The sequence below is a fragment of the Enterobacter cloacae complex sp. HYC080_NIDB genome, assembly GCF_056673325.1.
Window position 1 is genome coordinate 3,468,361 of sequence record NZ_CP114212.1, and the last position, 12,630, is coordinate 3,480,990.

The following is a 12,630-nucleotide window of genomic DNA, read 5'->3' on the forward strand; positions in this document are numbered from 1 at the left end:
GGCTTTCATCCTGACCTAAAATGGCACTATGATTAATGTCCAGTTTTCAAATAGTGGACTGCATATGTCATCACGCCGCTTTGGAAGTCAGTCTCTGGTACGCCTTTTAGGCCACTGGCAGCAAGCTTCATCCCGCACCCCGCTCTGGCGCCAGCTGGCTGACGCGTTGCGTCTGTTAATCCTTGATGGCCGACTGGCATTAAATACGCGACTGCCGGGTGAGCGTGAGCTGGCTACGGCGCTGGACGTGAGCCGGACCACCGTCAGCAGTGCCCTCGCCCATCTGCGCGAGGAGGGATATCTTGAAAGCCGCCACGGCAGCGGGTCGCGCGTGATCCTCCCGGATACGCGCGCCGTTCCTACCCTTTCAGCGGCGAGTGCCGCACTGGATCTCTCCACTGCCGCCCTCAATGCCGGGCCAGAGATCCACCAGGCTTATACCCACGCGCTGACGGCTATTACCCAGCACCTCTCGCTGACGGGCTACGACCAGCTTGGGCTGCCTGCGCTTCGGGAAGCTATAGCGGCACGCTATACCGAACGGGGTCTTCCCACCCGCGCAGACGAAGTCATGGTGGTCAACGGTGCCGTCAGCGGTTTTGCGCTGATATTGCGGATGTTAACCGGGCCGGGAGATCGCGTCGTGGTCGATCACCCTACCTATCCGCTGGCGATTGCCGCCATTCAGGGGGCGCAGTGCCGGCCCGTTGGGGTGTCGCTGCCGGATACAGGCTGGGACACGGATGGTTTTGCCGCCACGCTTGCCCAGACTGCACCGCGCCTGGCTTACCTGATGCCTGATTTTCACAACCCAACCGGGCGTTGTATGGATATCGCCACCCGTCAGGCGATCGCCGATATTGCCGCACAAACCCGCACGACGCTGGTTGTAGATGAAACGATGGTCGATCTCTGGTTTGACTCGCCCCCACCGCCACCGCTGGCATCATTTAACCGGGAGGCAACCGTCATGACATTAGGCTCCGCCGGAAAAAGCTTCTGGGGCGGGCTGCGTCTCGGCTGGATCCGCGCCTCTTCACGTACCATCGCCACCCTCGCCCAGACGCGGGATACGCTTGATCTGGGCTCGCCGCTGCTGGAGCAACTGGCGACGCTGTGGCTTATCAACAATAGCGAACGTTTTCTGCCCGCTCGCCGCAAGATGCTTGCGGAACGGCGCGATCGATGCAGTGAACTGCTGCGTGAACATTTTCCCGAGTGGCGATTCCATGAGGCGGAAGGCGGACTGTCTTACTGGATCGAACTTCCCGGCATGCTGGCGACACAGCTTGCCGCGCGGGCAGAAATCATCGGGATTAACCTGGGAACGGGCACACGGTTTGGCTTATCGGGGGCGTTTGACCGCTTTTTGCGCATGCCCTTCTCGCTGGAGCCAGCGGAAATGGAAGCGGCGTTACTGCGGATTAAACCCTTATGGCGTGCATTACATTCAAATGAGCCGGCCATCAAACGCAGTCTGGTTTAAGAATAAAAAGTTTGAAGGGGATCATAAAATAAAAACTGCTGACTGTAATATATGCAGTCAGCAGTTTTCACTGGACAACAATTAATGTTGCGGAGGAATAGGGAAACCTTTCAACGAAATAACGAAGTTATCACCGTCTTTCTTTATTTTTGCACCGGTATCACACCAGTCAGACGCAATACGAAAGAACTCATCGCTTCCAACATTCCAGCCAAGACGTACATGCTTCACATAGCCTGAGCGCAAGAGATCGCAGGCCTCGTTGTAGTCACTGGCAGTTGACAGTTGTTGTTTCATTTTCTCTTCTTCAGAAGTTTACGTAGTGCTTTGATTTCTTTAGGAGTAAAAGGAGAAACACTCTCTTCTTCCGTATGCTGATTATCAATATCTTCTTCCGATACTCCCGCCTCTTCTACTGCTTCAAACGCCAGCAACAGCAGTTTCTCTGTGGTCACGCTTAAATTCTCGTTATTCGCTTCCGCATAGTGGCGAAGCCTTTCTTTTAGCGCGTCGTCAATTTTAACATTTAAAACCGCAGTAGCCATGTTTGTCACTTCCCTTCGGAATAAGTACTTTATGTAATACACGAAGTTAACACTGTTATCCAGATTTATATTTTTTTGAATTTTGGTGTTAAATAGACGTCCAATTATAAAATGCCAGTCTATTATTACAGGTTTATGACAATAATATTTCAGCACGATGAAATATATATTACAGCGTATAGGCGTTATAGTATTGTGGAATAATGACTACAGAGAGAGGTAACGCAGGAAGGTTTGTACGAGGCCGTAAATGGGTGGGGGCCCTGCCAGCTACATCCCGGCACCCACGTCGTCTGCCCTGGCTGCTTCCTTCCGGACCTGACCTGGTGAACAGAGTAGCGTTGCGGGAGAACCAACAGAGCCCCCATTGAGAGCGTTGATAACCAACGCGCTGGCGCATTATCCCTGTGCGAAGACCCAATTGCAAGCGACCCGGAACCGGATGCTGGTTTATTGCGCAAACAGACGCAGCAATCAGGGCAATCTTCGTTTACCATGGCTGTTCAGATGATCCCCGCAGGTGCAGGTATGGACGAACACGACTCCTTTCCCCAGCGCGTATGGCAAATTGTGGCCTCAATCCCGGAAGGCTACGTCACAACCTATGGTGATGTCGCACAGCTGGCCGGTTCACCGCGCGCGGCGCGACAGGTAGGCGGCGTTCTTAAACGGCTGCCGGAAGGAAGCACGCTGCCCTGGCATCGCGTGGTGAATCGTCATGGTGCCATCTCGCTGACCGGACCGGATCTCCAGCGTCAGCGCCAGGCATTACTGTCAGAGGGTGTGCAGGTATCGGGATCGGGACAGATTGATTTGCAAAAGTACCGCTGGGTGTACTAACCCCTCCCCCGAAGGAGAGGGTGATAGCAACAATTACATCTGGGTCGGTGGGGTTGGCAGGGACGGCTGATTGGTCTGTGGAGCAACCGGCACTTCGGTTTGCTGTACGGGAACCAGATTCAGGTCGACTTTAGTCCCACCGTGGTTAATGGCTTCCTGAACCGTATCGGTAATAAAGACCAGCTTATCGTTGATCGTTACCGCGGCACTCAGCAGGATACGGGCATTCGGCTGTACGTCTGACGGGTTATATGGCAGCACGAAGCTAAATGGCGCCTGCTTACCTTCAGTACGAACCGCACGCTGAGCCAGGACTTTCGACGGCGCGTCGGCCAGAGAAGCATCAGACAGCGTGACCGTTAATACCGCATCCGGCGGCAAAGCGACTCTCTGTTTGATCCAGATGGTACCGGAAACATTAGGCTGCTGAATGGATTGCTGTGAAAGGGTATTAATCCCGTTCGGATCGGCTGCAGGTACCGGCACCTGGGCGCTCTTACCGGCACAGGCGGACAACGCCACCGCAATAGCTACACCACTTAGCATAGGCACGAGTTTCATTGAAGTCTCCTTATCATCAATGCACCAGCGGGATCGATCCCATCCGATGTCGTTTCAATCACATAACGTGTTCAAGTGTGGCACAGATCACCGATTAATGCCTGAAAACGTGCCGATATTAAGATTATTCTACCCATCGGACCACTTACATTTCTGCGTTATACTCTGCCTATCTTTCGCTACGGCGTTTATTGAGGACAACTATGAGTCAGGCACTGAACAATCTGCTGACATTACTGAATCTGGAAAAAATTGAGGAAGGACTCTTTCGCGGACAGAGTGAAGATTTAGGCTTGCGCCAGGTCTTCGGTGGGCAAGTCGTTGGACAAGCGCTGTACGCGGCAAAGGAGACCGTCCCGGCAGACCGTCTGGTGCATTCGTTCCACAGCTATTTCTTACGCCCTGGCGATAGCGCAAAACCGATTGTGTATGATGTTGAAGTTCTGCGTGACGGTAATAGTTTCAGTGCCCGCCGCGTGGCGGCCATTCAGAACGGTAAGCCCATCTTCTATATGACCGCCTCGTTCCAGGCACCGGAACCGGGATACGAGCATCAGAAAACGATGCCGCCGGCACCGTCGCCAGACACGCTCAAATCAGAGACCGATATCGCCCGTGCGCTGGCGCATCTGCTTCCGCCACAGGTCAAAGAGAAATTTCTGTGCGATAAACCGCTGGAGATCCGCCCCGTCGAGTTCCATAACCCGATGAAGGGTCACACCGCCGAGCCGAAACGTCAGGTCTGGATCCGCGCCAACGGTACCGTGCCGGAAGATTTCCGCGTGCATCAGTATCTGCTCGGGTATGCGTCAGATTTTAACTTTCTGCCGGTGGCACTGCAGCCGCACGGCGTCGGGTTCCTCGAAAAAGGGATGCAGGTCGCGACCATCGACCACTCCATGTGGTTCCACCGTCCCTTCAACATGAATGAGTGGCTGCTTTACAGCGTGGAGAGTACGTCGGCATCGAGCGCTCGCGGGTTTGTGCGTGGAGAGTTTTATACGCAGGACGGCGTGCTGGTCGCTTCAACGGTGCAGGAAGGGGTAATGCGTAATCGCGGTTAATAACGTGCGGCCTGATGCCCTCACCCTGGCCCTCTCCCACAGGGAGAGGGAATAAACATTAAAAACGGCAATCGAGATTGCCGTTTTGCTGTTGGTTATGCGTTATACGCATTCTCGCCGTGGCTGTTCACATCCAGACCTTCGCGCTCCTGCTCTTCCGGTACGCGCAGACCCACAGTCATGTCCGCCAGCTTGTAGCCAATAAAAGCGACAACGGCAGACCACACCACGGTGATAGCAATACTTTCCAGCTGCACCAGTACCTGATGAACCATAGTGACACCTTCTGCATAGCCCACGCCACCCAGCGATTTCGCGGCGAAGATACCGGTCATGATACAGCCGACGATGCCGCACACACCGTGCACCCCAAATACATCGCAAGGGTCATCAACGCGCAGCACGCGTTTCAGTGCCGTAACGCCCCACAGACCTGCAAGACCTGCAACCAAACCTACCAGCAGCGCACCACCGACACCCACATAACCACAGGCAGGCGTGATACCGACCAGGCCCGCGATTGCGCCAGAACATGCACCCAGCAGGGAAGGTTTACCGCGCACCGCCCACTCACCGAAGACCCAGGAGAGGATCGCACCGGCTGTGGCCACGACGGTGTTCACGAAGGCCAGCGCGGCGATTTCGTTTGCTGCGCTTGCAGACCCGGCGTTGAAGCCAAACCAGCCAAAGTAGAGGATCGCGGTACCGGTAAAGACCATCGGCAGGTTGTGCGGTTTGAACGCTTCTTTACCGAAGCCCACGCGTTTGCCAATCAGGTATGCGCCAACCAGACCCGCTACCGCGGCGTTGATATGTACGACGGTACCGCCCGCGAAGTCCAGCGCGCCGTGCGTTGCCAGCAGACCGCCGCCCCAGACCATGTGCGCAATCGGCACATAGGAGAGCGTCAGCCAGACCACCACAAAGATCAGAACGGCAGAGAAACGAATACGCTCGGCCAGCGCGCCTACAATCAGCCCGACGGTGATGCAGGCGAACGAGCCCTGGAACGCAACGTGAATATACTGGTAGAAACTGCCCATCAGCGCGGTCAGCTCAATATTTTTCAGCATCACCCAGTCAAAGTTACCGAAGAAGGCGTTGCCGGTGCCAAAGGCCAGCGAGTAACCGTAAACCACCCACAGCACGCAGACCAGTGCGAAGGTCACGGCTACCTGGGTCAGCATGGAGAGAACGTTTTTGCCACGGATCAGACCGCCGTAGAACAGGGCAATCCCCGGAATTGACATGAACAGCACCAGCGCGGTGCTGATCATCATAAAGGCGTTATCGGCTTTATCTGCCACCGCAGGGGCAGCCAGCGCGAGGCCCGGCAGCAGTGCCAGCGAACCCAGACCCGTTTTAAGTGTTGCTATCTTCATTTTCTCGATCCCTATCACTGTGTGCCAGGAGTTACTTACAGTGCCGCTTCGTCAGATTCGCCGGTACGAATGCGAATGACGCGCTGCAGTTCGGCAACGAAAATTTTGCCGTCGCCAATTTTGCCTGTGTAGGCCGCTTTGCTAATGACATCAATGACTTCATCAAGCTGATCGTCAGCAATCGCGACATCAATTTTTACTTTTGGCAGAAAGTTAACGCTGTATTCCGCCCCGCGGTAAAGCTCGGCATGACCCTTCTGACGACCAAAGCCTTTCACTTCGGTGACAGTCAGTCCCTGAATACCCATGGAAGACAACGCTTCACGCACGTCTTCGAGTTTGAATGGTTTGATTACAACCGTAACCAGCTTCATAGATCCCCTCCAGTCAGAATTCGGTAATGGCCGCAGCTTACGCAGAAGGTATTGCAAGGGGTGTGCCAGAAATGAAAACCAGAAGGAACTGCGGTGCAAAGAGCGCTACACGGCCTTGATAAACGAACCGGTGAAAAAAAACGCACCATGCCGGTGCAGGGTGCGTTTCCGTTTTGCACCAACAGGAATGACTGTTAGCGCGTCGCCTCATTTTGGTGCATCAGGCGCTCAGCGATTCTTCCTCACGCACGCTGGCCGCCAGCTCTTCGCCTGCCAGCTGAAGCTGATACATCTGCCAGTAACGTCCCTTGGCTTCCAGCAGTTCACGGTGCGTACCCCGTTCAACGGCCTGGCCGCGATGTAGCACCAGAATGGTATCGGCATCAACGATGGTGGAAAGACGGTGGGCAATCACCACCAGCGTCGTATGGTCACGCACGGCCGACAGCGCCTGCTGGATGGCCTGCTCGGTACCGGAGTCAATACTGGCTGTCGCTTCATCCAGAATCAGAACCTGCGGCGTTTCAATCAACACCCGCGCCAGGGCGAGGAGCTGTTTTTGCCCGACGGAGAGATTGTTCCCCTGCTCGCCCAGCTTCGTATTGATCCCCTCACTAAACCCGCGCGCCAGATCCGCCAGCTGCACTTTTTCCAGTACCTCCCAGACCTGCTCCTGCGTGTAGTCCCGCCCCAGGGTCACGTTCGCATAGAAGGTATCGGCCAGGACGACCGGATCCTGCTGCACCATCGCGACGCCTTTACGCAACACGTTGTGGCTAAGAGACGCGAGCGGACGTCCGTCGATCCGGATTTCACCGTGCGTAACCGGGTAGTAACCCATTAACAGGCTGGCGAGGGTACTCTTACCGCTTCCCGTATGGCCCACCAGCGCCACGAAACCACGCGACGGAACATCAAGTGAGATATCCTGCAACACCAGCCGGTCTTCGCGATAGGCAAACGAGACATTATCAAAATCAATGGCACCGCTTTGCAAAGGTCGCTCATCGTTGCCGTAGGCCTGTCGCGGCCTGTCCATCAGCTCGAACACACGCTCACCGGCGACCACCGCCTGTTGCAGCATAGACTGCTGGGTGGTGAGCTCGATCAGCGGTTCGTTAAGGCGCCCCAGATAGCTAATAAAGGCGTACAGCACACCTACTTCAATCGTACCGTTAGCGCTCAGCCCAAACAGCATCAGGAGACCGCAAAGCACCAGCGCAGAGAAAAGGCTCAGCAGCGGACGCAGCAAAAAACCGTCAAGCCGCAGCGTCTGCATGCGTGCCATATAGTGCGAGCGGCTGGCTTCGCCCATCCGTTCACCAAAGCGCGCCTGCTGGCGGAACTGCTGGATAACGCTCATGCCGTTGATGACTTCGTTGAAGCCATCGTTGATGTCGGCCAGATAGGCTCGTACACGACGCACGATTGGCGTGCTGTAGCGCTGGTAGATGACCATGACGATCAGCACCGCCGGGAAGATCGTGATCGCCACCAGCGCCATGCGCCAGTCGAGACTGAACATTGCCACCAGCATCGCACCAATCAGCGCCGCGCTGCGGAGGACCGTCGCCACCACGGTGACGTACAGATCGCGGATCACCTCGGTATCGTTGGTTACCCGGGAAATAACCTGCCCGACCGGCTGAATATCAAACTCGCTGAGCGGCTGGCGAAGCGCGGCGTCCATCACATCCGTACGCAGCTGCTGAACGACACCGACGGCTGCGCGATTAAACAGCAGCGACTGCGCATAGTGCAGCCCTGCCGCCGTCAGCTGTAACCCAACGTAAGCGACGCCTAAACCCGCCACCAGCCCCAGGGGCAGGTAGCTTTTGGCGACCATATTGTCGATAAAGTAACTGATGAGCAGTGGCCCGCTCACTTCTGCAATCGCCGCTATCCAGAGTAAAAGCACGGCCACGGACAGCGGTTTACGCCACGGCGAGCCGTAGGCCAGCAGACGTTTGAGCGTCGGCCACATCGTTCCGAGCTTACGCATTAGCGGCCTCCTCATTCTGTTCGGGGGCATCGTCCAGCGCCGCTTCAAGCTGTTGATAGCGATACATATCGCGATACCAGCCCGGTTGCTCAACAAGATTTTCATGCTGCCCGCGCTGGGCAATGTGCCCGTGCTGCAACACCAGAATTTCGCTGGCTTCGGTCAGCGCCGACAAACGGTGAGCGCTGATAATCACCGTGCGACCGTCACCCCACTGACGCAGGTTATGCAGGATCTGGTGCTCGGTACGGCCATCCACAGCGGAGAGCGCATCATCCAGGATCAGGATTTCGGCATTCAGCAGCAGCGCACGGGCAATCGAAATACGCTGTTTCTGCCCGCCGGACAGCATGACGCCACGCTCCCCGACTTCCGTTTCGTACCCCTGCGGCAGACGCAAAATATCATCATGCACGCTGGCTAAACGCGCCACATGCTCGATCTCCTCCTGCGTCGCCGCAGGGCATCCGAGGGCGATGTTATTCGCCACGGTGTCCGAAAATAAAAACGGCGTCTGGCTGACCACCGCCAGGCGGCCACGCCACTCATCCAGCAGCAGGTTCTTCAGGGGGATATCATGGAAACGAATATCCCCTTCGGTGACGTCAAAGTGGCGCTGGAGCAGAGAGAGGACGGTACTTTTTCCGGCCCCCGTCGGACCACAAATACCCAACATCTGGCCGGGCTGAAGCGTAAAGCTGACGTTCTCCAGTACCGGATGCGCCGTCTGCGGATAGACAAATTGACGGACGTCGACCTTCGTCACGCCGCGCCCTTCCGGGACCGCTTCGCTGCCGTCAGTCACCACCGGCGCTTCGGCCAGCATGGCGCGAATGCGGCTGTAGGCGGCGCTGCCCCGCTCCACAATGTTGAACATCCAGGCTAAAGCCAGCATCGGCCAGATCATCAGCCCGAGATACATCGCAAAACTGGTCAATTGTCCCAGGGTTAACGTCCCCTGTACCACCATCCAGCTACCGCCTCCGATAGCCAGCAGGTTGGCCATGCCAATCGCAACATAGATTGTCGGGTCAAAACGGGCGTCAATGCGCGCGACGCGCATGTTCTTCGCCCCCGTGTCTGCCGCATCGGCGGCAAACAGCGCGGACTGCCGGTCCTCCAGACCAAAGGCTTTGATCATGCGAATGCTGGTCATGCTCTCCTGAGTGCGATCGTTCAGAGACGAAAATGCCGCCTGCGCCAGTTTGAAGCGCTCGTGCAGCTGTTCGCCGTAGCGATTGATCGCCAATGCCATCAGCGGCATCGGCAGCAGCGCCAGAAGGGTCAACTGCCAGCTGATCTGCGTGGACATGACAATCAATACCGCACAGCCCATCACCAGCGAATCCACCAGCGTTAATACCCCTTCTCCGGCGGCGAAGACCACGCGATCGACATCGTTCGTGGCACGGGCGATGAGGTCCCCGGTGCGATGGCGCAGATAAAATTCGGGATGCTGTCGGCTCAGCTGGCGGTAAAAATCTTCACGCAGCTCAACGGCCAACTGATAGGACGCACCAAACAGCAGCACGCGCCAGACGTAGCGCAGGAGATAAACAATGACGGCCGTCAGCACCAGCGTGCCGACCCACATCAACACCCGTGCGGTGGTGTAATGCTGTTCGGTGACGCCATCCACGACGTACCCAACCACTTTCGGCGGGATCAGCTGCAGAATGGCAATGATAATAAGCAGGGCCACTGCACCGAGGTAGCGTTGCCACTCCCGACGAAAGTACCAGCTTAATTGGGCAAATAATCGCACGCGGTTTGTTCCTGAAGGTTTTTTACGAAGTTATTCAATGGGTAAGGCTGTGGTGTACTTAATCTGTTCCATGGCGAAGCTTGAGGTGACGTCTGATAAGCCCGGGACGCTGTTAACCAGCCGCTTGTAGAAGTCATCATAGCGCTTCATGTCTGCCACCTGGACGCGCATCAGGTAATCGTACTCGCCGGCCATTCGCCAGAAACCGAGCACCTCGGGCATCTCAGAGACCTGAGTAACAAAGCGGCAATACCACTCGCTGCTGTGGTGCTGGGTTTTAATCAGCACAAATGCCGTCAACCCAAGCCCCAGTTTTTCGGGATCGAGCAGCGCGACGCGCCCCAGCAAAATGCCATCATCTTCGAGCTTCTTAAGGCGCTTCCAGCACGGTGTGGTGGTCAGATTAACGGCATCTGCCAGCGCCTGCAAAGAGAGGGTACAGTCACTTTGCAGCAAGGAAAGGAGCTTACGGTCAATTTTATCTAGCATACCCACCTCACAGAGAAAATTTTTCTCCCTTCATTCTATTTTAAAGGCCAGATAGCAACAATTTTTTCTGTGCTTTTCGCTATGCTGGGCACAAAATGACAAACGGATAATTACGATGAATAGCACCTGGGTTAAACATGCCATCAGCGAAATCAATGCCGACTACCAGCGCTCGGCGGATACCCACCTGATCCGCCTTTCCCTGCCGGGATTTGACGGTATTCAGCTCTATCTGAAGGATGAAAGCACCCATCCGACCGGCAGCCTGAAGCATCGCCTGGCGCGTTCACTGTTTTTATACGGTTTATGTAACGGCTGGATCAAAGAAGGCACTACCATTATTGAATCCTCGTCCGGTTCAACCGCCGTGTCCGAAGCCTATTTTGCCCGCCTGCTGGGCCTGCCGTTTATCGCGGTGATGCCCTCCTGCACTGCAAAACGCAAAATCGAGCAGATCGAATTTTACGGCGGTCGCTGCCACTTCGTTGAGAGTGCCTGCGAAATCTACGCCGCCTCTGAAATGCTGGCCCGTGAGCTCAACGGCCACTATATGGACCAGTTTACCTTCGCCGAACGCGCAACGGACTGGCGCGGCAATAACAACATCGCTGACAGTATTTTCCGCCAGATGACCCACGAGCCGCACCCCGTGCCGTCGTACATTGTGATGAGCGCCGGTACCGGTGGCACCTCAGCCACCATAGGACGCTACATTCGCTGTCAGGGCTACGATACCCAACTGATGGTGGTTGACCCGCAAAACTCGGTGTTCCTCGACTACTGGCAGAGCCGCGATGCCGATCTTCGCAGCCCGTCAGGCAGTAAAATTGAAGGAATTGGCCGCCCGCGCGTAGAACCGTCATTCATTCCGGATGTAGTGGATGAAATGCTTCGCGTGCCGGATGCCGCCAGCGTGGCAACCGCACACTGGCTGGAAACCCAGCTTGGCCGCAAAGTCGGGGCATCGACAGGCACCAATATGTGGGGCGCACTGCATCTGGCGGCACGCATGCGTGAGGAAGGGCGTACCGGCTCCATCGTCACGCTGCTGTGCGACAGCGGCGAGCGCTACCTTGAGACCTACTACAATGCAGAATGGGTACAGGCTAACATCGGCGACATCACGCCGTGGAAAGTGCAGATTGCACAGCTGCTGAAATAAAAAAAAGCCAGACCGACGTCTGGCTTGCTGGAAGGCGCTCGCTATTCGGGGGAATAAGGGAGGTTGTTGTTGTCCAGCCAATGAGTCAAAAAATGGGACACCGCTTCGTTACCGCAGTGTCCGATAACGGGCAGATGAGGAAGCTCGGCAATCAGCTGCGGCATCGCATTCCCCATAATCAAGCCGCGCCCCACGCTGCCCAGCATCTCTCGGTCATTCATGGCGTCGCCAAATGCCATACAATCCTGCAGCGTTAAGCCCAGATGGTCGCTCAGTACCGCCAGGGCGGAACCTTTGTTACAGCCCACGGGTAATACTTCCAGACAATCTACCGCCGAGAAGGTCAGATGCGCCCGGTTGCCGAGAGCCTCATTTAACTGGATGCGCAGGCGTCGCAGATCGTCGTGATCGCCACAGAAGCAGATCTTGGTCACCGCGTGGGCGGGGATCCGGCGCAGATCGATAAGCTGATATTTAAAACCGCTATAGACATGCGCATGCAGTAACTCGGGGATTTCGCTTCCGGTAAACCAGCCTTGATCGTTAAAAACGTGGACACTGGCCTGTGTGTCCCAGGTGCTGTGCAGGACGATATCCGCCACTTCCGGGTTAAGATCCTGGCGGTGCAGTACCTCCCCTTCGACGGTGTGAATGCGCGTTCCGTTTCCGGTGATCAGAAAAGCATCAAGAGAAAACGCGCCCAGTAAATGGCGCATCTCCAGAACATGTCGGCCGGTGGCAAATGTCAGAGTGACATCTCGCTCGCGCAGGCGCTTCAGGGCACTCAGCGTTTTCTCTCCCAGACGGTGATCCGGCATTAACAGCGTGCCGTCCATATCAAATGCAGCGAGGCGGGCCATGATGACTCCTGAAATTTGATGCGATTAACTTGTGCATCAGTATCAGGTGAGATATACGGAAGTAATAGTGAATAGATGATAATTATTGTTCCGGGTTTCT

General features: G+C 55.9%; 13 protein-coding genes and 1 other RNA gene. 4 read left to right on the forward strand and 10 right to left on the reverse strand.

Features of this window, described 5'->3' with window-relative positions; translation table 11 throughout:
- Positions 1–64 precede the first annotated feature (64 nt).
- Positions 65–1,486 (forward strand): MocR-like transcription factor YczR, encoded by a 1,422-nt coding sequence (yczR, locus tag O1723_RS16540; protein WP_014882792.1) that lies wholly within the window; start codon positions 65–67, stop codon positions 1,484–1,486.
- A gap of 81 nt (positions 1,487–1,567) precedes the next feature.
- Here yczR and O1723_RS16545 read toward each other — a convergent pair whose 3' ends face one another.
- From O1723_RS16545 to ffs, 3 genes are all read right to left on the reverse strand, one after another.
- The gene (locus O1723_RS16545; protein ID WP_023310588.1) at positions 1,568–1,783 is read right to left on the reverse strand and encodes a hypothetical protein; all 216 of its coding nucleotides are present in this window, start codon (positions 1,781–1,783) and stop codon (positions 1,568–1,570) included.
- On the reverse strand, positions 1,780–2,031 hold the full coding sequence (locus O1723_RS16550; RefSeq protein ID WP_014882791.1) for a hypothetical protein: 252 nt from the start codon (positions 2,029–2,031) through the stop codon (positions 1,780–1,782). The genes O1723_RS16545 and O1723_RS16550 overlap by 4 nt, the downstream gene beginning before the upstream one ends.
- A gap of 261 nt (positions 2,032–2,292) precedes the next feature.
- An RNA gene (ffs, locus tag O1723_RS16555) (signal recognition particle sRNA small type) lies at positions 2,293–2,389 on the reverse strand.
- A gap of 170 nt (positions 2,390–2,559) precedes the next feature.
- Here ffs and O1723_RS16560 point away from each other — a divergent pair.
- Positions 2,560–2,871 (forward strand): MGMT family protein, encoded by a 312-nt coding sequence (locus O1723_RS16560; RefSeq protein WP_014882790.1) that lies wholly within the window; start codon positions 2,560–2,562, stop codon positions 2,869–2,871.
- 33 nt (positions 2,872–2,904) lie between these two features.
- On the opposite strand, the gene O1723_RS16565 is transcribed toward O1723_RS16560, so the two are convergent.
- Positions 2,905–3,432, reverse strand: coding sequence for a YbaY family lipoprotein (locus O1723_RS16565; RefSeq protein ID WP_014882789.1), 528 nt, complete (start codon positions 3,430–3,432; stop codon positions 2,905–2,907).
- Positions 3,433–3,635: 203 nt separating this feature from the next.
- On the opposite strand from O1723_RS16565, the gene tesB reads away from it, so the two are divergent.
- Entirely contained in the window at positions 3,636–4,496 is an 861-nt protein-coding gene (tesB, locus tag O1723_RS16570; protein WP_014882788.1) for an acyl-CoA thioesterase II, read from the forward strand.
- Positions 4,497–4,591: 95 nt separating this feature from the next.
- On the opposite strand, the gene amtB is transcribed toward tesB, so the two are convergent.
- The 5 genes from amtB to O1723_RS16595 form a co-directional block, all read right to left on the reverse strand.
- Positions 4,592–5,878, reverse strand: a complete 1,287-nt coding sequence (gene amtB, locus O1723_RS16575) for an ammonium transporter AmtB (protein WP_014882787.1) — start codon at positions 5,876–5,878, stop codon at positions 4,592–4,594.
- Positions 5,879–5,913: 35 nt separating this feature from the next.
- Positions 5,914–6,252 carry a P-II family nitrogen regulator gene (gene glnK, locus O1723_RS16580; RefSeq protein WP_008503304.1) on the reverse strand — a complete coding sequence of 113 codons (339 nt, stop codon included), beginning with the start codon at positions 6,250–6,252 and terminating at the stop codon, positions 5,914–5,916.
- Positions 6,253–6,472: 220 nt separating this feature from the next.
- Positions 6,473–8,254, reverse strand: coding sequence for a SmdB family multidrug efflux ABC transporter permease/ATP-binding protein (locus O1723_RS16585; protein ID WP_014882786.1), 1,782 nt, complete (start codon positions 8,252–8,254; stop codon positions 6,473–6,475).
- Positions 8,247–10,019: a SmdA family multidrug ABC transporter permease/ATP-binding protein gene (locus O1723_RS16590; protein ID WP_014882785.1), complete on the reverse strand. Its 1,773-nt coding sequence runs from the start codon at positions 10,017–10,019 to the stop codon at positions 8,247–8,249. Before O1723_RS16590 ends, O1723_RS16585 begins: the two co-directional genes overlap by 8 nt.
- A 30-nt stretch (positions 10,020–10,049) precedes the next feature.
- Entirely contained in the window at positions 10,050–10,508 is a 459-nt protein-coding gene (locus O1723_RS16595) for an Lrp/AsnC family transcriptional regulator (RefSeq protein WP_008503307.1), read from the reverse strand.
- 115 nt (positions 10,509–10,623) lie between these two features.
- On the opposite strand from O1723_RS16595, the gene O1723_RS16600 reads away from it, so the two are divergent.
- On the forward strand, positions 10,624–11,670 hold the full coding sequence (locus tag O1723_RS16600; RefSeq protein ID WP_014882784.1) for a PLP-dependent cysteine synthase family protein: 1,047 nt from the start codon (positions 10,624–10,626) through the stop codon (positions 11,668–11,670).
- Positions 11,671–11,711: 41 nt separating this feature from the next.
- Here O1723_RS16600 and cof read toward each other — a convergent pair whose 3' ends face one another.
- Entirely contained in the window at positions 11,712–12,530 is an 819-nt protein-coding gene (gene cof, locus O1723_RS16605) for an HMP-PP phosphatase (protein ID WP_014882783.1), read from the reverse strand.
- Positions 12,531–12,630 lie beyond the last annotated feature (100 nt).

What these genes read in the sequence shown, in the direction of transcription:
- O1723_RS16545 (WP_023310588.1), bottom strand. Translation starts at nt 1,783, where the DNA reads ATGAAACAACAACTGTCAACTGCCAGTGACTACAACGAGGCCTGCGAT.
- yczR (WP_014882792.1), top strand. Translation starts at nt 65, where the DNA reads ATGTCATCACGCCGCTTTGGAAGTCAGTCTCTGGTACGCCTTTTAGGC.
- O1723_RS16565 (WP_014882789.1), bottom strand. Translation starts at nt 3,432, where the DNA reads ATGAAACTCGTGCCTATGCTAAGTGGTGTAGCTATTGCGGTGGCGTTG.
- O1723_RS16595 (WP_008503307.1), bottom strand. Translation starts at nt 10,508, where the DNA reads ATGCTAGATAAAATTGACCGTAAGCTCCTTTCCTTGCTGCAAAGTGAC.
- O1723_RS16550 (WP_014882791.1), bottom strand. Translation starts at nt 2,031, where the DNA reads ATGGCTACTGCGGTTTTAAATGTTAAAATTGACGACGCGCTAAAAGAA.
- O1723_RS16560 (WP_014882790.1), top strand. Translation starts at nt 2,560, where the DNA reads ATGGACGAACACGACTCCTTTCCCCAGCGCGTATGGCAAATTGTGGCC.
- tesB (WP_014882788.1), top strand. Translation starts at nt 3,636, where the DNA reads ATGAGTCAGGCACTGAACAATCTGCTGACATTACTGAATCTGGAAAAA.
- O1723_RS16585 (WP_014882786.1), bottom strand. Translation starts at nt 8,254, where the DNA reads ATGCGTAAGCTCGGAACGATGTGGCCGACGCTCAAACGTCTGCTGGCC.
- amtB (WP_014882787.1), bottom strand. Translation starts at nt 5,878, where the DNA reads ATGAAGATAGCAACACTTAAAACGGGTCTGGGTTCGCTGGCACTGCTG.
- glnK (WP_008503304.1), bottom strand. Translation starts at nt 6,252, where the DNA reads ATGAAGCTGGTTACGGTTGTAATCAAACCATTCAAACTCGAAGACGTG.
- cof (WP_014882783.1), bottom strand. Translation starts at nt 12,530, where the DNA reads ATGGCCCGCCTCGCTGCATTTGATATGGACGGCACGCTGTTAATGCCG.
- O1723_RS16600 (WP_014882784.1), top strand. Translation starts at nt 10,624, where the DNA reads ATGAATAGCACCTGGGTTAAACATGCCATCAGCGAAATCAATGCCGAC.